This is a genomic window from Streptomyces sp. NPDC005494 (genome assembly GCF_042872025.1).
Lineage (GTDB): Bacteria > Actinomycetota > Actinomycetes > Streptomycetales > Streptomycetaceae > Streptomyces.
In genome coordinates this window covers 388,737-406,224 of sequence record NZ_JBIAJR010000001.1, presented here as the reverse complement: position 1 = coordinate 406,224, position 17,488 = coordinate 388,737, and the positions used below count along the sequence as shown (strand labels likewise).

At 72.3% G+C, this 17,488-nt stretch carries 16 protein-coding genes and 1 riboswitch; of the genes, 12 read left to right on the top strand and 4 right to left on the bottom strand.

Annotated elements, in window-relative coordinates; translation table 11 throughout:
- The first annotated feature begins 68 nt into the window (after nt 1-68).
- Nucleotides 69-1,133 carry an anthranilate phosphoribosyltransferase gene (trpD, locus tag ACFYQ6_RS01860; RefSeq protein ID WP_361570423.1) on the top strand — a complete coding sequence of 355 codons (1,065 nt, stop codon included), beginning with the start codon at nt 69-71 and terminating at the stop codon, nt 1,131-1,133.
- An 86-nt stretch (nt 1,134-1,219) separates the two neighbouring features.
- A riboswitch (SAM riboswitch) is annotated at nt 1,220-1,337 on the top strand.
- 180 nt (nt 1,338-1,517) lie between these two features.
- Complete coding sequence (locus tag ACFYQ6_RS01855; RefSeq protein WP_388759788.1) at nt 1,518-2,903, top strand: aminotransferase class V-fold PLP-dependent enzyme; 1,386 nt, start codon at nt 1,518-1,520, stop codon at nt 2,901-2,903.
- 73 nt (nt 2,904-2,976) lie between these two features.
- Here ACFYQ6_RS01855 and ACFYQ6_RS01850 read toward each other — a convergent pair whose 3' ends face one another.
- Both ACFYQ6_RS01850 and ACFYQ6_RS01845 read right to left on the bottom strand, forming a co-directional pair.
- The gene (locus ACFYQ6_RS01850; protein WP_326765141.1) at nt 2,977-3,258 is read right to left on the bottom strand and encodes an Lrp/AsnC ligand binding domain-containing protein; all 282 of its coding nucleotides are present in this window, start codon (nt 3,256-3,258) and stop codon (nt 2,977-2,979) included.
- The gene (locus ACFYQ6_RS01845; protein WP_388759784.1) at nt 3,255-4,025 is read right to left on the bottom strand and encodes a rhomboid family intramembrane serine protease; all 771 of its coding nucleotides are present in this window, start codon (nt 4,023-4,025) and stop codon (nt 3,255-3,257) included. The genes ACFYQ6_RS01850 and ACFYQ6_RS01845 overlap by 4 nt, the downstream gene beginning before the upstream one ends.
- A gap of 152 nt (nt 4,026-4,177) precedes the next feature.
- Between ACFYQ6_RS01845 and ACFYQ6_RS01840 the strand changes: the two genes are divergently transcribed.
- The 5 genes from ACFYQ6_RS01840 (at nt 4,178) to ACFYQ6_RS01820 (ending at nt 9,674) form a co-directional block, all read left to right on the top strand.
- A complete protein-coding gene (locus ACFYQ6_RS01840; protein WP_145802061.1) occupies nt 4,178-4,420 on the top strand; it encodes a hypothetical protein in 243 nt (80 codons plus the stop codon).
- A 37-nt stretch (nt 4,421-4,457) separates the two neighbouring features.
- Complete coding sequence (locus ACFYQ6_RS01835) at nt 4,458-5,819, top strand: NYN domain-containing protein (protein WP_361572321.1); 1,362 nt, start codon at nt 4,458-4,460, stop codon at nt 5,817-5,819.
- 297 nt (nt 5,820-6,116) lie between these two features.
- Nucleotides 6,117-7,142, top strand: coding sequence for an NlpC/P60 family protein (locus ACFYQ6_RS01830; RefSeq protein ID WP_361570413.1), 1,026 nt, complete (start codon nt 6,117-6,119; stop codon nt 7,140-7,142).
- Between the two features lie 236 nt (nt 7,143-7,378).
- Nucleotides 7,379-8,401: an NlpC/P60 family protein gene (locus ACFYQ6_RS01825; RefSeq protein ID WP_388759779.1), complete on the top strand. Its 1,023-nt coding sequence runs from the start codon at nt 7,379-7,381 to the stop codon at nt 8,399-8,401.
- Between the two features lie 16 nt (nt 8,402-8,417).
- Nucleotides 8,418-9,674 (top strand): hypothetical protein, encoded by a 1,257-nt coding sequence (locus tag ACFYQ6_RS01820; protein ID WP_361570407.1) that lies wholly within the window; start codon nt 8,418-8,420, stop codon nt 9,672-9,674.
- On the opposite strand, the gene ACFYQ6_RS01815 is transcribed toward ACFYQ6_RS01820, so the two are convergent.
- Nucleotides 9,631-10,899, bottom strand: coding sequence for a glycosyltransferase family 87 protein (locus ACFYQ6_RS01815; protein ID WP_361570405.1), 1,269 nt, complete (start codon nt 10,897-10,899; stop codon nt 9,631-9,633). The two genes, ACFYQ6_RS01820 and ACFYQ6_RS01815, sit on opposite strands and share 44 nt — an antisense overlap.
- A 77-nt stretch (nt 10,900-10,976) precedes the next feature.
- Here ACFYQ6_RS01815 and ACFYQ6_RS01810 point away from each other — a divergent pair, with 77 nt between their 5' ends.
- Nucleotides 10,977-12,119 carry a glycosyltransferase family 4 protein gene (locus tag ACFYQ6_RS01810; protein ID WP_388759775.1) on the top strand — a complete coding sequence of 381 codons (1,143 nt, stop codon included), beginning with the start codon at nt 10,977-10,979 and terminating at the stop codon, nt 12,117-12,119.
- Between the two features lie 100 nt (nt 12,120-12,219).
- Here the strand turns inward: ACFYQ6_RS01810 and ACFYQ6_RS01805 are convergent, their stop codons facing one another.
- Entirely contained in the window at nt 12,220-14,016 is a 1,797-nt protein-coding gene (locus tag ACFYQ6_RS01805) for an AMP-dependent synthetase/ligase (RefSeq protein ID WP_361570399.1), read from the bottom strand.
- Between the two features lie 280 nt (nt 14,017-14,296).
- On the opposite strand from ACFYQ6_RS01805, the gene ACFYQ6_RS01800 reads away from it, so the two are divergent.
- The 4 genes from ACFYQ6_RS01800 to ACFYQ6_RS01785 all read left to right on the top strand — a co-directional run bounded on the left by ACFYQ6_RS01800 (nt 14,297) and on the right by ACFYQ6_RS01785 (nt 17,432).
- Nucleotides 14,297-15,106, top strand: coding sequence for a metallophosphoesterase (locus ACFYQ6_RS01800; RefSeq protein WP_361570396.1), 810 nt, complete (start codon nt 14,297-14,299; stop codon nt 15,104-15,106).
- 118 nt (nt 15,107-15,224) lie between these two features.
- Nucleotides 15,225-15,674 carry an SRPBCC family protein gene (locus tag ACFYQ6_RS01795; RefSeq protein ID WP_388759771.1) on the top strand — a complete coding sequence of 150 codons (450 nt, stop codon included), beginning with the start codon at nt 15,225-15,227 and terminating at the stop codon, nt 15,672-15,674.
- A 4-nt stretch (nt 15,675-15,678) separates the two neighbouring features.
- A complete protein-coding gene (locus ACFYQ6_RS01790) occupies nt 15,679-16,860 on the top strand; it encodes an ArsA-related P-loop ATPase (protein ID WP_361570393.1) in 1,182 nt (393 codons plus the stop codon).
- A gap of 80 nt (nt 16,861-16,940) precedes the next feature.
- A complete protein-coding gene (locus ACFYQ6_RS01785; RefSeq protein ID WP_361570390.1) occupies nt 16,941-17,432 on the top strand; it encodes a DUF5304 domain-containing protein in 492 nt (163 codons plus the stop codon).
- Nucleotides 17,433-17,488 lie beyond the last annotated feature (56 nt).

The window sequence follows — 17,488 nt, the reverse complement described above, 5'->3', positions numbered from 1 at the left end:
TCGCTGTCCCGGGGCCTGGATAAGGTGGGAGACAACCCTTGTATCGGCTGTGGACCCAGGAGCGGACCATGAACGTTGTGACCCCGGACGGCGGCGACAGCGTGGCGGCCCGTACCTGGCCCGGCGTGCTGACCCCCCTGCTGCGCGGCGAGAACCTGGGCGCGGACGACACCGCGTGGGCCATGGACCGCATCATGAGCGGCGAGGCGACCGACGTGCAGATCGCCGGCTTCGCCGTGGCGCTGCGGGCCAAGGGTGAGACCGTGGACGAGGTCACGGGCCTGGTCCGCGCCATGTACGAACACGCCCACACCATCGACGTGCCCGGCCACACGGTCGACATCGTGGGGACCGGCGGCGACATGGCCAAGACGGTCAACATCTCCACCATGTCGGCGATCGTCGTCGCCGGGGCCGGAGCCAAGGTCGTCAAGCACGGCAACCGCGCCTCCTCCTCGGCGAGCGGCGCCTCCGACGTGCTGGAGAAGCTGGGCGTGAACCTGGAGCTGACTCCGCAGCGCGTGGTCGCCGTCGCCGAGGAGGCGGGCATCACCTTCTGCTTCGCCGTGAAGTTCCACCCGGCTCTCCGGTACGCGGCCAAGGCCCGCAAGGAGCTCGGCACCCAGACCACCTTCAACATCCTCGGCCCGCTCACCAACCCGGCCCGGGTGCGTTCCCAGGCCATCGGGGTGGCCGACGTGAAGATGGCGCCCATCGTCGCGGGGGTGCTGGCCGGCCGGGGCAACTCGGCCCTGGTCTTCCGCGGCGACGACGGCCTGGACGAGCTGACGACCACGGCGACCTCCCGGGTCTGGGTCGTCCGCGACGGAGCCGTGCGCGAGGAGACCTTCGACCCGCGTGACGTCGGCCTGGAGCTGGTGCCCGTCGAGGCGCTGCGCGGCGCCGACGCCTCGTACAACGCGGACGTCGCCCGGCGGCTGCTCGACGGGGAGACCGGCCCGGTCCGTGACGCGGTGCTGCTCAACTCCGCCGCCGCGCTGGTCGCGTCGGACCAGGGCGAGGGCACGCTGAACGAGCAGCTGGCGGCCAAGATGGTGCGGGCCGCGGAGTCGATCGACTCGGGCGCCGCCAAGCGGGCTCTGGAGCGCTGGGTGGCGGCCAGCAACGCCTGACGGCGCACCCGATGTGAGGAAGGGCGCAGTCCGCATCGCGGACTGCGCCCCTGCGCGTGGCGGCCGTTGTGGCAAGATGCTGCGCAGGTCATGAGTGACAGCGACTACGGCCCCGGCCCGCTGTCCGGCAACCCTCCGTCCGTGGCGGGGTGCCCCGGGTGAAGACCAGGCCGCAGGCAGCGAGGTCTGCGGCAAGCGCGGGCCCCTCGGCATCGTCGGATGCCACCCCTTGGGGTCCTGGTCCCAGGGAGCCTCTTGTGAGCAAGCGAATGCGATAGGGCTCAACGCCCTTCTCCGCGCACCCTTTTTCTCTCTCCACGCGCTGCCGCGTCTCTTCATGACTGCCGGCGCGAGGATTTCGCCTGCCTCTTACGGGAGTTCGCCATGTCTGTCTCCACCGCTGCCGTCGACCAGTCCATTTGTGCCCCGCTGCCGGTTCTGGGTGCGGATGTCACCGTTCCGCTCGTCACGGGCGGAGATGTCACGTACGCGGCCCTCGACTACGCGGCCAGTGCTCCGGCTCTCCAGCGGGTCTGGGACGACGTTGCCGCCTACGCCCCGTACTACGGCAGCGTGCACCGCGGGGCCGGCTACCTCTCGCAGCTCTCCACCGACCTCTTCGAGAGCAGCCGCGTGACCGTCGCGGAGTTCCTCGGCTGCCGCGCGGACGACCAGGTGGTCTTCACCCGCTCGACGACCGACTCCCTCAACCTGCTCGCCGCCGCGCTCCCCGCCGGCTGCGAGGTGTTCGTGTTCGAGACCGAGCACCACGCCTCGCTGCTGCCGTGGCGTGACGCCCGGGTGACCTACCTCGACGCCCCGCACACCCCCGCCCAGGCGGTCGCCACGCTGGAGAAGGCCCTCGCCGGCCGCGCCCCTTCCCCGAGCTCACGCCCCGCGCTGGTCTGTGTCACCGGCGCGTCCAACGTCACCGGTGAGCTGTGGCCGGTGAAGGAGCTCGCGGCCGCCGCCCACGCGCACGGTGCGCGGATCGTGCTCGACGCGGCGCAGCTGGCGCCCCACCACCCGGTGGACATCGCGGAGCTGGACGTCGACTGGGTCGCCTTCTCCGGGCACAAGCTCTACGCGCCCTTCGGCTCGGGCGTGCTCGCGGGCCGTACCGACTGGCTGCGGGACGCCGAGCCGTACCTCGCGGGCGGTGGCGCCTCCCGCAAGGTCGCCCGGCGCGCCGACGGCGGCGTGGACGTCGAGTGGCACACCACCGCCGCCCGGCACGAGGCCGGCTCGCCCAACGTCATCGGTGTCTACTCCATCGCCTCCGCCTGCAAGGCCCTGACGGAGGCGGGCTTCGACCGGCTCGTCGCACGGGAGCAGCAGCTGGTCTCCCGGGTCCGTGAGGGCCTCGCCGACGTGCCCGAGGTCAGGGTGCTCTCGCTGTTCGGCGACGACGCCCCGCGGGTCGGCGTCATCTCCTTCGTGGTCGAGGGCTGGAACAGCTCGCACTTCGCGGCGGCACTCTCCGCGGAGTACGGCATCGGGGTGCGCGACGGACTGTTCTGCGCCCACCCGCTGGTGCGCACCCTGCTCGGCAGTGAGCCGCAGGACCCGGGCGAGTGCGGCGCGCCCGAGGCCGCGCCGGGGGAGCGGTCGCTCAACGCCATCCGGGTGAGCTTCGGGGCGGGTACGCCGGACGAGCACGTCGAGCGGTTCCTGGGCGCGGTCCGGGAGCTCGTCGGCAAGGGTGCCCGCTGGACCTACCGCACCGAGGACGGCCGCTGCGTCCCCGACCGCGGCGCGGCCCAGGTCTGAACGGAAACGACACGGCTCCGGCCGGGCGGGGGAGGCAGGCACCTCCCCCGCCCGGCCGGAGCCGTCGGCCGTACTAGGCGTCGAGACCGATGGCGAAGGCCGCCTCGAGGTCGTGCTGCGAGTACGTCCGGAAGGCGACGTGGGTGTCGGTGGCCTCCACACCCGGGATCTTGCTGATGCGGCCCGGGATGACGTCGGCCAGATCGTCGTGCCGGGGCACCCGGACCATGGCGATCAGGTCGTACGTACCGGTGACCGAGAAGACCTCACTGACGCTGTCCAGCGCCGCGATGGCCTCGGCGATCTCGGGAATCCGGTCCACGCTGGTTTTGATGAGCACGATCGCGGTGATCACGGCTGGCTTTCTCCCTCAGTGGCCGTGGCTGGAGACTTCACTCTAGTACCACCCCGGAAACGCACCCAGGCGTAGAGGAACCCGGCCGCGAAGCCCGCGACGTGCGCGAGGTACGCCACGCCCGGGCCGCTGCCCGCGCTCCGGGCCGCCAGCCACTGCAGGACGAACCAGAACACGAGCACGATCCAGGCGGGGAAGCGCAGCGGCAGGAAGAACAGGAAGGGGAAGAGGCTGGTGACCCGGGCGCGGGGGAAGAGGTAGAGGAACGCGCCGAGCACCGCGGAGATCGCCCCGGACGCTCCCACCAGGGTCTGGTCGGAATCCGCGTGCACCACCGCGTAGGCCACGAGGGCGAAGTAGCCGCACGCGACGTAGAAGACGCTGAACTCGATCCGGCCCATCCGCTCCTCGGCCATCGCGCCGAACACGTACAGGAACAGCATGTTGCCCAGCAGGTGCAGCCAGCTGCCGTGCACGAAGAGCGCGGTCAGCGGGGTCAGCGTCGCGCGCACGGAGCCGGCCACGAGCTCGCTGGGGATCACGCCCCACCGCTCGAAGTACCCGGCCTGCGCGGCCAGCAGGCTGTCGGCACTGCCGTAGACGGGGTTGAAGCCGGAGAGGGGGCTGACCAGGAACACCGCGCAGCACAGCGCGATGAGCCCGTACGTGACGGGGGCACCACCCGCGCTGGCCGCGGTTCCGAGCTCCCTGGCCCGCTCCCGCCAGTCGACTTTCCGCCAATCGGTCACGTACAGAGCATGACGCACCAGGCGAGAACGGGACAGACCGCCTCGCCGTGCCGATAGGTATGCGCGAGGCCGTAGGGTTACCGCAGGACATCCGCAGTTCGACGGCGCACCGCGAGATCGAAGACCTGGACACGCACCACACTCGACGAACGACGAAAGAGGACGCAACGATGACGACGGTTCCCCAGCCGACGGACGGGACCCGCTGGCGCTGCACGCTCTGCGGCAACCTCACCCGTTTCGATGTGACCCGCTCGTCGAAGGTCGTGGAGTACGTCCATCTCGACCTGGCCGGGGAGTCGAGTGTCGAGGAGCGCGAGGTGGTCAGTGAGACCATCGAGTCGGTGCGCTGCCGTTGGTGCAACGCGGTGGACCAGATCGAGCTGGTCGCCAGGCCGGGCGCCGACTCCTGACGGAGCTGCGCGGACAGACATATTGGGGTGATGGATGGTGGAGCAGCCGACAGGCGGCGCCGAACCGGCCGACGCGGCCGACGGCACCGCGGAGTCGCTCGACCGTCCCCTGCCGGAGGGCGTGCGCCGCAAGGTGGTGGCGCTGGTCTCGGACGCCTTCGGCGGTCTGACCGTCGGCGAACTCCCCGCCCAGCTCCGGCAGTACGCCCGTTTCACCCCGAGCAGGCGGGCCAAGTTCGCGGGTAACGCGATGGCGGCGGCGCTGGAGAGCGACCCCGCGTTCCGCCGGCGCATCGCCGAACGGGTCGTCCAGACCCAGCCGGAGCTGGCCGACGCGCTGAAGTCGGGTGCGCCGCCCGCCGCCGCCGATCCCGTGGACGTGGCCGCCGCGGCCTACGTGCTGCGGCCGTCGGGCTGGGTCAAGCTGGTGGCGGCGGCCGGCGAGGAGGTCCAGCGCGCGCACGCCGAGCGCGCGGACGAGGAGACCCGGCGGGAGCTGGAGCGGCTGCGCGAGGAACTCGACCGCGCCCGCGGCCAGACCAGGGCCGACACCGAGCGGCTGCGGTCGGAGCTCGAGGCGGCCCGCAAGGAGACCGAATCGCTGCACCGCAAGCTGCGCAGCGCCCTCAGCGAGGTCAAGCGCGGTGAGGCCGCCCTGCGCAAGGCCGGTGCGGAGGCCGACGGTGTGCGGGCCGAGGCCGCGGCCCAGGTGTCCGCCGCCGAGAGCGAGACCCGTCGGCTGAAGGCGCGGCTGGCCGAGGCGGAGGCCTCTGTCGAGGCCGGGCGCCGTGCGGCCAGGGAGGGGCGCTCCGTCGAGGACATGCGCCTCAGGCTGCTCCTGGACACCGTGCTCGACGCGGCGCAGGGGCTCCGCCGTGAACTCGCCCTGCCGCCCTCCTCGATCCGGCCCGCTGACGGCGTCGACGCGGTCGAGCCCGGCCGGATGTCGCCCAAGGACATCGCGGCCAGGGCGCTTTCGGAGACCGACCCGGCGCTGCTCGACCAGCTGCTCGCGCTGCCGCAGGCGCATCTGATCGTGGACGGCTACAACGTCACCAAGACAGGCTATCCGCAGATGCCGCTGGAGAAGCAGCGGTTGCGCCTCCTGGGCGGACTCTCGGTCCTCGCGGCCCAGACCGGTGCCGAGATGACCTGCGTCTTCGACGGGGCCGAACTGGCCGCGCCGGTCCTGCTCGCACCGCCGCGCGGAGTGCGCGTGCTCTTCAGCAAGGCGGGCGTCACCGCCGACGAGCTGATCCGGCAGCTGGCGCGCGCCGAACCGCCGGGCAGACCCGTCGTCGTGGTCTCCACCGACCGTGAGGTCGCCGACGGTGTCGCGAAGGCGGGGGCGAGGCCCGTCGCGTCCGTCTTGCTCCTGAAGCGCCTTTCGCGTGTCTGAGGCGTCTTGTGTGGCTTGAGTGACTTGCCGGAATTTATGGAACGTACCGTCAACTCGCTGCTACACCCAGTGTGATGAAAGTAAAGAAGTGCCTGGTGTGACGAGATTTTGCTCGTGAGGATTTGAACTGATCACAAGATGGTCACTAGGGTCAGGCCTCGAACCTTCGCACGGTTGATCGCCCACCCGGGGTGACGGCGAAGGAACCGCCGAGTCCGTGACGTGCACGGAGCCGGGGATTCACGTCTGTCCCCCCACAACCCGGTAGGCGGCTCGAGGAAGAAGGAGCTCGCCTTCGTGGCGTCCCACCGTCGTCCCAAGCAGCCGAGCCGCACCCGCGTGACCGTGCTCACCGCGACCGCCGCCGCAGCCGTGGCCCTGACTTCCCAGGCGGCGCACGCCGACCCCAAGCCCACCAAGAGTGAGGTCAAGGAGAAGGTCGACAAGCTCTACCACGAGGCCGAGGTCGCCACCGAGAAGGCGAACGGGGCCAAGGAGCAGCAGGACAAGCTCAAGAAGCAGGCCGACGCGCTCCAAGACAAGGTCGCCCGCGGCCAGGACGAGCTCAACACCCTGCGCGGCGAGCTCGGTTCGCTCGCCACCGCGCAGTACCGCTCCGGTGGTCTCGACCCGTCCGTCCAGCTGCTGCTCTCCTCGGACCCGGACAGCTTCCTCGACCAGGCCTCCGCGCTGGACCAGCTGACGGCCAAGCAGGCCGAGTCGCTGCAGAAGATCCAGGCGAAGCAGCGGACCCTCGCGCAGCAGCGCAAGGAGGCGCAGGGCAAGCTCGCCGACCTCGCCGACGTCCGCAAGACGCTGAACGAGAACAAGAAGAAGTACCAGGGCAAGCTGGCCGCCGCCCAGAAGCTGCTGAACACCCTCACCGCCGCCGAGCGGGCCAAGATGGCCGAGGACCAGGAGCGCGCCAGCCGTGCCGCCGGTGACCGGGTCGAGCTCGGCAACGAGGTCCCCGCGTCCGCCCGTGGTGCCGCCGCCCTCCAGGCCGCCGCCACCCAGCTCGGCAAGCCGTACGTCTCCGGCGGCTCCGGCCCCAACTCGTACGACTGCTCGGGTCTGACCCAGTGGGCCTACGCCCAGGCCGGCGTCCAGATCACCCGCACCACGTACACCCAGGTCAACGACGGTGTCAGGATCGGCCGCAGCGCCCTCAAGCCGGGCGACCTGGTCTTCTTCAGCAACACCTCGCACGTGGGCCTGTACGCGGGCAACAACCAGGTCCTGCACGCGCCGTACCCGGGCCAGGTCGTCCGGTACGAGGCCATGGAGTACCTGGGCTCCTTCCAGTTCGGCGTGCGCGTCTGACGCCCGAACGGGCGAATCGCCGCACCCTTCGCTGACGCCCCGCCCCGCCGGAGACCCAGGTCACCGGCGGGGCGCCGCCGTACGGTGCCCCCTTCGCGTTCCGGCGTGGCCTTTGGTCACTGCGTGATCGTCCGGTTACTCTCTGCGCTGCCGCGCAGCTCCCGGTCGTCGGTCCGCCCTCCCGGGCGGCAGGGGCTGCGCACATCTGCGTACAGCGGAAGGGAGTGCGGCTTCCTGTGGTCTCGCATCGCCGCCCCACCCGGCCCGGCCTCAACCGAGGCGTCCGGGCAACCGTCCTGTCGGCGGCCGCGGCCACCGCGGCCGCCGGTCTCGGCGCCGCACCGGCGGGCGCCGCCCCCGAGGACACCCGCGAGACGGCCAGGGCCGCCGTCGACCGGCTGTACGGGGAGGCCGAACGGGCCACCGAGCGCTACAACGCCGCCCGGGAGAACATGGACCGGATGCGCGGCAAGGTCGCCAGGGCCCAGGAATCGGCGGCCCGCACCCAGCAGGACATCAACGAGATGCGCGCGTCGCTCGGATCGATGGCCGTGGCCCAGTACCGCGCCGGCGGCATCGACCCCTCGGTCGCGCTGCTGCTCTCCTCGGACCCGGACACCTACCTGGACCGGGCGGCAGCCCTGGAGCGGGCCGGTGAGCGCCGGGCACTGACACTGCACAAGCTCCGCGCGGCACAGCGCAGGATCGCCCAGAGCCGCGCGGAGGCCGCCGGCGCCCTCGCCGCTCTGGAGCGCGACCGGGCTGCCGTGGCACGCCACAAGCGCACCGTGGAGGGCAAGCTGGCCACCGCCCGGCAGCTGCTGAGCTCGCTGCCCGCCGCCGACCGCGCGTCCCTCGGCCGCGCCTCGCGCTCCGGCCGCGACGGGACACCCCCCGTGGCGGGGCCCGGCTCGGCACGCGGCCTGGCGGCCCTCATGGCGGCCCGGCAGGCACTCGGCAAGCCGTACGTGTGGGGCGCCAACGGTCCCGCCGGGTTCGACTGCTCCGGGCTGATGCAGTGGGCGTACGCGCAGGCCGGGGTCGCCCTGCCCCGGACCTCGCAGGCCCAGCGGTACGCGGGCCGCACGGTGCCGCTCTCCCAGGCGCAACCCGGCGACCTGGTCGTCTACCGCGCCGACGCGAGCCACGTCGGGATGTACGCGGGCGGCGGCCAGGTCATCCACGCCCCCTACCCCGGCGCCCCGGTGCGCTACGACCCCGTCGGCATGATGCCCGTCTCCTCGGTCACGCGCGTTTGACCGTACGATCGGCAGGATGGCTGTCACGGCGCAGGACGCAGGGCGGGGGCGCACCCGCGGACGGCGGTGCACGGCGGGTGCCGTGCTCGCCGCCCTGCTGCTGGCGCCCGCGTGCTCCGCGCCCGAGAACACCGCCGGCGGCATCACCACCCAGGAGGTGGGGGCGGCCCTGGACCGCCGGGCCGCCGCGCTCCTGGCGCACGACACCGAGGCGTACCTGGCAGCCCTCGACCCGCGCGCCACGGCGTTCCGCGCGGCCCAGCGCACCGAGCTGGGCAACCTCGCCGACGTACCGCTGGAGTCCTGGGCCTACCGGGTCGAGAGCGTGAGCGCCGAGGGGGCGGACCGGGTCACCGCCGAGGTCGAGCTGCGCTACCGGATCGAGGGCTACGACAAGGCCCCCATGTCCAGCTCCCGCACGGTGGAGCTGGTCCGCCGCGGCGACGCCCGGGGCTGGTACATCTCCGCCGACCGGGCCGCCGGCGACGGGCCGGGACAACTCTGGCAGCAGGGCGACGTCGAGGTCGTACGCGGCACGCACAGCCTCGTCCTGGGGGTCGGCCGCCCGGCCCAGGAGCTGCGCCGCATCGCGGCCACCGCCGACCGGGCGGTCCCGGCCGTCTCCGGTGCCTGGCCGGAACCCTGGGCGGAGCGCGTGGTGGTGCTCGTGCCCGAGACCGTGGACGACATGGCGGCGCTGCTCGGCTCTCCGGTGGCCAGCTACCGGGGCATGGCCGCCGTCACCACCGGCAAGGTCGGCGGCAGCGGCCGGGCCCCCGCGGACCGGGTGATCGTCAACCCGCAGGCGTACGGCACGCTCGGCGACTTCGGGCAGCGGGTCGTCCTCACCCACGAGACCACGCACGTCGCGACGCGCGCCCACACCTCGGCCGCCACCCCGGTCTGGCTCTCCGAGGGCTTCGCCGACCGGGCCGCCTACCTTGGGGAGAGCCGTACGGCCCAGGAGCTCGCCCCGGAGCTCACCGAGGCCGTGCGGAGCGGCGACCTGCCCGCGGACCTGCCCACGGACGGGGACTTCGGCTTCGGTGAGGACGCGGACCGGCTGTCCCGGGCGTACGAGAGCGGCTGGCTGGCCTGTGAGCTGATCGCGCGGGACTGGGGCGAGGAGGAGCTCATCGCCTTCTACAAGGCCGTGGGGAGCCGTTCCGGTCGGGACGGGGCGGTGGAGCACGCCATGCAGTCGGTGCTCGGCACCACGCCCCAGGAGTTCACGGCGCGCTGGCGGGAGTATCTGCGCGACCGGCTCGGCTGACTTCTCCGGCCGCCACGCGCCCCTGCCGCCCTCCCGGCACGGTGTCCCGCCACAGCCGTCGCGCGGCGATCAGCGTCGCCGCGACCAGCAGACCGTTGCGTACGGCCATGAGGGCCACGCCCTCCCCGTCGCTCGCCACCACATGGGCGAAGCCGAGCGGGAACTCCAGCAGGGTGACCCCGGTGGCCAGCAGCACCAGGCACGCGGGCAGCGCCGTCCGGCTGCCCCGGAACGCCAGGCACACCGCGGCCACCCCGAGCGGCCACACCATGTACTGGGGGCTGATGACGCGGCTGGTCACCGTGAACAGCAGCACCGCGGTGAACGCGGCGTCCGCCGGGGTGTGCACCGCGAACGTCCTGGCCCGCAGCCGCCACAGCAGCAGCCAGCCGAAGGCGAGCACGCTCAGCGCCAGGGCCAGCGTGCTCACCAGCGCCACATGCGGACCGGAGAACTCCATGGAGCCGTACCGCAGCTCCACATGGCCCTCCCAGCCGAACTGCCGCGCCACATGGAAGACCAGCGCGCCGAGCGACTCGATCTCCAGTCCGCGGTCGCGCTGGAAGGTCAGGAACGCGAACGCGCCGGGCAGCGCGGCCGCCGAGACCAGGACCAGCACGGCGGCCGTCACCCCCGCCGCGGACCAGGACCGCCGCGTCGCCCGCCCCCGGGCCGTACCCGCCAGCAGCAGCACCGGCCACACCTTCAGCAGCGTCCCGAAGGCGGCCAGCGCCCCCAGCACCCTGGGGTGCCGCACGCCCGCCAGCAGCGCCGCCACCGCGACCGCCGTCACCATCAGGTCGTACCGGGCGTAGACCGTCGGCCCCAGCAGCGGCACACCCGCCACCCACAGCCACGCACCCGCGTTCCGCATGCCCGGACGGCTGCCCGCGTACACCAGCAGTCCGAGGACCAGCGCGTCACACAGGAGGACGAGGACGAAGAACGCGGAGGCGTACTCCAGGAACGGCAGCAGGCCGGGGGACAGCACCGCCAGGGCGGCGGCCGGCGGGTACTGCCAGGTGACGTCGTCCAGCGGATACGAACCGGCGCGGAGCACCTCGTACCAGCCCCGGTAGATCACCGAGACGTCGCTCGTGACGTCGGGGCCCGGCACCGTGAACACCTTGAAGACGCAGAGCAGCAGCACCGCCCGCGTGAGGCCCCACACGGCGAGGCACAGACCCCGGCCTGCCCGGCCGCTCGTACCCGTCCTGACCGTCATGCACGCCATGATGCAGGCCCAGGCTGTGCGGGAGCCGTCAGGCAGGGCCGTCGAGGAGCCCGGTACTGTCGGCGGCGATGGACAAGACCCTGATCGTGACGAACGACTTCCCGCCCCGCCCCGGCGGCATCCAGGCATTCCTGCACAACATGGCGCTGCGTCTGGACCCCGAGCAGCTCGTCGTGTACGCATCCACCTGGAAGCGCGGCGCGGAGGGTGCCGAGGCCACCGCGGCCTTCGACGCCGAGCAGCCCTTCACCGTCGTACGCGAACGTACGACGATGCTCCTGCCGACCCCGGGGGCGACCCGGCAGGCGGTCCGGCTGCTGCGGGAGCACGGCTGCTCCTCCGTGTGGTTCGGCGCCGCCGCTCCGCTCGGGCTGATGGCTCCCGCGCTGCGCAGGGCCGGTGCCCGCCGGATCGTGGCCACCACGCACGGCCACGAGGCGGGATGGGCGCAGCTGCCGGCATCCCGCCAGTTGCTGCGCCGCATCGGGGAAGGCACCGACACCCTCACCTACCTCGGCGAGTACACCCGGTCCAGGATCGCGGGGGCGCTCACCGGCAGGGCCGCGGACCGGATGGTCCAGCTGCCGCCCGGGGTCGACGAGAAGACCTTCCACCCGGCGTCCGGCGGTGACCGCGTCAGGGCCCGGCTCGGGCTCGCGGACCGGCCCGTCGTCGTGTGCGTCTCACGGCTCGTGCCGCGCAAGGGCCAGGACACGCTCATCCTCGCCATGCCGGCGATCCTGGCACGGGTGCCGGACGCGGTCCTGCTCGTCGTCGGCGGCGGGCCGTACGCCGGCCAGCTGAAGAAGCTGGCCGCCGAGACCGGTGTGGAGGACTCCGTCCGCTTCACCGGGCCCGTGCCCTGGGAGGAACTGCCCGCGCACTACGGCGCCGGCGACGTCTTCGCCATGCCCTGCCGCACCCGGCGCGGCGGGCTCGACGTGGAGGGCCTCGGCATCGTCTATCTGGAGGCGTCCGCGACCGGGCTGCCGGTCGTCGCGGGAGACTCCGGCGGAGCCCCCGACGCCGTCCTGGACGGGGAGACGGGCTGGGTGGTCCGGGGCGGCTCCGCCGAGGATTCCGCCGATCGCATCGTCACGCTGCTCCAGGACCCCGGACTGCGCCGCCGCATGGGGGAGCGGGGCCGGGAGTGGGTCGAGGAGAAGTGGCGCTGGGACCTGCTCGCCGAGAAGCTCAGGACGCTGCTCTGACACCTGGGGTACGGGCCGGGGACGCGGCTCGGGACGACCACGAGGAGGGGGCCCGTACCCGGCCGGGTACGGGCCCCCTCCTCGTCGGGCGGGTGCGGGCTCAGCCGCGGTAGATCGACTCGACCTCGTCCGCGAAGTCCTTCGCCACGACGTTGCGCTTCAGCTTCAGCGAGGGGGTGATGTGGCCCGCCTCCTCGGTGAACTGCGAGGCCAGGATGCGGAACTTGCGCACCGACTCCGCCTTGGAGACCGCGGCGTTCCCGTCGTCCACGGCCCGCTGGACCTCCGCCAGCAGGTCGGGGTCCTCGCGGAGCGACACCGCGGTCGACCCGGCCGGCTTGCCGTTCTCCTCGGCCCAGCGGGAGAGGAACTCCTCGTCCAGGGTGAGCAGCGCGCCGACGAACGGCCGCCCGTCGCCCACCACCATGCACTCGGCGACCAGGGCGTGTGCCCGGATCCGGTCCTCGATCACCGCGGGGGCGACGTTCTTGCCGCCCGCCGTGACGATGATCTCCTTCTTACGGCCCGTGATCGCGAGATAGCCGTCCTCGTCGAGCGTGCCGATGTCACCCGTGTGGAACCAGCCGTCGGCCAGGGCCTCCGCCGTCGCCGACTCGTTCTGCCAGTACCCGGTGAACAGGTGCTCGCCGTGCAGCAGCACCTCGCCGTCGTCCGCGATCCGTACGACCGAGCCGGGCAGCGGCTGGCCGACCGTGCCGATCTTCTGCCGGTCCCACGGGTTGAAGGCCGTGGCGGCACAGCTCTCCGTCAGGCCGTAGCCCTCCAGAACCGTGAAGCCGATGCCGCGGAAGAAGTGGCCGAGCCGCTCACCGAGCGGCGCGCCGCCGGAGATCGCGTACTCGCCGCGACCGCCGAGCACGGCCCGCAGCTTGCTGAACACCAGCTTGTCGAAGACCTTGTGCTTGACCTTCAGGCCCATCGAGGGGCCCTGGGGCGTGCCCAGCGCGCGGCTGTACGCGATCGCCGTGTCGGCCGCGCGGTCGAAGATCTTGCCCTTGCCGTCGGCCTGGGCCTTGGCCCGTGCCGAGTTGTAGACCTTCTCGAAGACCCGGGGGACGCCGAGTATCAGCGTCGGACGGAAGGAGGCCAGCTCATCGGTGAGGTTCTTGATGTCCGGCACACAGCCGAGCTTGATCGGGGCCATCACCGAGGCGATCTCGACCAGCCGGCCGAAGACGTGCGCGGTGGGCAGGAAGAGGAGGACGGAGCACTCACCGGTACGGAAGAGGGGCTTCAGCCGCTCCACGATGTTGCCGCACTCCGCGAAGAAGCTGCGGTGCGTCAGCACACAGCCCTTGGGACGGCCGGTCGTGCCGGAGGTGTAGACGATGGTCGCCGGGTCGTCGGCCTTGGCGCTGACCATGCGCAGGTCCAGGGTCTCGTCGGAGACCTCGGCGCCGGAGGCCACCAGCTCGCCGACCGCGCCCCGGTCGATCTCCCAGACGTGCCGGAGCCCGGGGAGCCGGTCGCGTACGGCGGCCACGGACCGGGCGTGGGCGTCGCTCTCCACGACGACCGCGACGGCGCCCGAGTCGCCGAGTATCCACTGCACCTGCTCGGCGGAGCTGGTCTCGTAGACCGGCACGGTGACCGCGCCCGCGCTCCAGATCGCGAAGTCCAGCAGGACCCACTCGAAGCGGGTGCGGGACATGAGCGCGACCCGGTCGCCGGGCTGGATGCCCGCCGCGATGAGGCCTCTGGCGGTGTCTTCGACCTCAGCGAGGAACTGGGTGGCCGTCACGTCGGTCCAGACGCCGGCGACCTTCCGGCTCATCACCGCGACATCGGGATGCTGAGCGGCGTTGCGGCGGATGAGATCCGTCAGGTTGCCGTCCGTAGGGACCTCGTACAGGGCCGGAAGGCTGAACTCGCGCAAGACTGCTGCTCCTCATCGGGCTCCGGTTCCACGGCTCTGTGCGACGTACCGGATCGGTCCAAGACTGGCAGATGCTCAGTGGGGTGAGCACGACTGGACTGGCCGGACGTTACCCACCGGTACTCGGTTCCGGAAAGGGGGTTCCGGCCAGATGTCTTATGCATCACACATATCGGTGGTTCTTCGGCGCACATTAGTCCACCCGTGTCCCGATCCGGAAGTAATCGCAGGTCCGGCGGCCTCTACCCAGAGCGCCGCGCGGAGACCTAGGGTGATCCGCATGCGAGTCGGCACACCGCGCAATCCCCACACGATCACCACTCGGCGGACACGCGTGCACGTGGTCAGTGACGTGCACGGAAACACGGAGGCGCTGGCGCGCGCCGGGGACGGCGCGGACGCGCTCGTCTGCCTCGGCGACCTGGTCCTCTTCCTCGACTACGCGGACCATTCGCGCGGGATCTTCCCCGACCTCTTCGGCAAGGAGAACGCCGACCGCATCGTCGAGCTGCGCACCGCGCGCCGCTTCGAGGAAGCGCGCGCGTTCGGCCGTGAGCTCTGGGCCGGCCGGGACCGTAATGCCGCGATCCTGTCCGCCGTACGCAAGCAGTACGCGGAGATGTTCGCCGCCATGCCCACCCCTACGTACGCCACCTACGGCAACGTCGACGTGCCCGCCCTCTGGCCGGAGTACGCCCATGCCGGTATCACCGTCCTGGACGGCGAGCGGGTCGAGATCGGCGGCAGGGTGTTCGGCTTCGTCGGCGGCGGCCTCAGGACCCCGATGAACACGCCGTACGAGATCAGCGACGAGGAGTACGCGGCCAAGGTCGAGGCGCTCGGTCCGGTCGACGTCCTGTGCTCGCACATCCCGCCCGAGGTGCCGGAGCTGACGTACGACACCGTCGCCCGGCGCTTCGAGCGGGGCAGCCGTGCGCTCCTGGAGGCCATCCGCCGCACCCGTCCCCGCTACGCCCTTTTCGGCCATGTCCATCAGCCCCTGGTGCGCCGGATGCGTATCGGCGTCACGGAGTGCGTCAACGTCGGCCACTTCGCCTCGACCGGGCGGCCGTGGGCCCTGGAGTGGTGAGACACGGCCGCCGGTCACGGGCCGGGGCGCGGGCGGGGACGCCGTGCACACGCGATAGCCTGCACACGGCAGGCCTCTGCCGAACGCGACCGGTACACCGCACTGGAGGGCCACGGCGATGGCTGAACACACCAGCTCGAGCATCACGATCGAGGCGGCGCCGGCCGACGTCATGGGAGTGATCGCCGACTTCGCCCGCTACCCCGAGTGGACCGGCGAGGTGAAGGAGGCCGAGATCCTGGCCACCGACGACCAGGGCCGCGCCGAGCAGGTCCGGCTCGTCCTGGACGCCGGAGCGATCAAGGACGACCACGTCCTCGCCTACACGTGGAACAGCCCCTACGAAGTCGGCTGGACCCTCGTCAAGTCCCAGATGCTGCGCGCCCTCGACGGCAGCTACGCGCTGGCGCCGCTGGGCGAGGGCGACCGCACCGAGGTCACCTACCGCCTGGCCGTGGACGTCAAGATCCCGCTGCTCGGCATGATCAAGCGCAAGGCGGAGAAGGTCATCATCGACCGCGCCCTCGCCGGGCTGAAGAAGCGCGTCGAGTCCGTCCCGAGGGTCTGACCTCGTGCGTACGGTCCTCGTCACCGGCCCCGGCGGCGCGGGCCGTACCACCGTGGCGGCCGCCACCGCGCTCGCATCGGCGCGTGGCGGCCGGCGCACCCTTCTCGTCTCCTCCGACGCGGTACCCGCCTTCCCGGAGGGTCCAGGGCCTGTGGAGGCCGCCGAGCGGCTCTTCCACGTCCGCGTCGACTCCGCCGCGCACTTCCGGGGCGAACTCCTGGACCTTCAGGAGCGGGCCTCCGGCGTGCTCGACCTGCTCGGCGCCAACCGGCTGGACGGCGAGGAACTCACCGAACTGCCCGGCGCCCCGCAGCTCGCGCTCCTGCACACCCTGCGCCGGGTGGCCGAGGGCGACTGGGCGCGGGAAGGCTACGAGACCCTCGTCGTCGACCTGCCCCCGCTGACCGAGGCGCTCGCCCTGCTCGCGCTCCCGGCCCAGCTGCGCCGCTACCTCCGGCGGCTCCTGCCCAGGGAACGCCAGGCCGCCAGGGCTCTGCGCCCGGTGCTCGCCCAGCTCGCCGGCGTCCCCATGCCGGCCCGGTGGCTGTACGAGGCCGCCGCCCGCAAGGACGCGGAACTGGCCGCCGTCGAAGCCCTGATCGAGGACGGCGCGACCACCGTCCGGCTGGTCGCCGAACCAGGGCAGGCCGCCGAGGACGCGCTGAGCGCCGCCCGCACCGGGCTCGCCCTGCACGGACTGCGCGTCGACGCCGTCGTGGCCTCCCGGATCCTGCCCCGTCACTCCGCCGACCCGTGGTTCGCCGACCTCTCCGCCCGGCAGGACAAGTGCCTGGACCACTGGCGGCAGGAGTGGGCACCCGCGACGCCCGTACGCGAGAGCGCCCACCTCGGCCGGGACCCGCGCACCGCCGAGGACCTGGCCGTGCTCGCGGAGCACTGCGCACCGGACGAACGCCCGCCGGGACACGCCGGGAACCCCTGGTGGACCGAGGACGACGGGGACGGCGTCATCGCCTGGTGCCTGCCGTTGCCCGGCGCGGTCAAGGAGGACCTCAAGCTGGTCCGGAGGGGCGACGAACTGCTGCTCACGGCAGGTCCGTTCCACCGGATCGTGCGCCTGGAGTCCGCACTGCGACGCTGCACCGTCGCGGGGGCGGCGCTCACCGAAGGCGTCCTGCGTGTCCGGTTCAGGCCTGACCCCGCGCTCTGGCCCCGGACACAATGAACGGGGTACCACCGTTCGGGTAACGTCGGTAGTACGTGGCCCGTACGGTCACGCAGACAACCGCGCCGCAGGAGTCCGCCATGAGTGAAGCCACCGATCGTCCCGTCGACGACGACGCGTGGGCGGAGGCCTGCGCCGAGGACCTCGAAGCGGAGAAGGCCCGACGACGGGCCCAGTACGGACAGCAGCCGGGGTCCGCCGCCGAAGAGCTGCGCAAGCTGATCGACGCGGTGGCCGACAAGGTCTCCTCGCTCCAGTCGCCGCTGCTCGGCATGGCCGCCCAGGGCACCGTCCAGCAGGTGATCCGTCAGGCCAAGTCGGCGGTCGAACCTGTGATCGAGCGCAATCCGGAGCTTTTCGACCATCTCGCCGCCGCGGGGAACGAGCTGCTGGCCGCCTACCGCTCCGCGGTCGAGGGCCAGGAAGGCCGCTGGACCAAGGGCACCGAGGGCGCCGGGGGCACCTCCGGCGGCACCGGAAGCACCCCCGGTCCTGCGAAGAAGGCCGCCCAGGACCCCTCGGACCCGCGTGACGAGGGCACCGGCGGCAGCGAACACATCGACCTGGACTGACCCTGGACAGGAAATACCCGTCCCCGGCTCGGGTACGGTTGGCCGTAGCGGGGCTC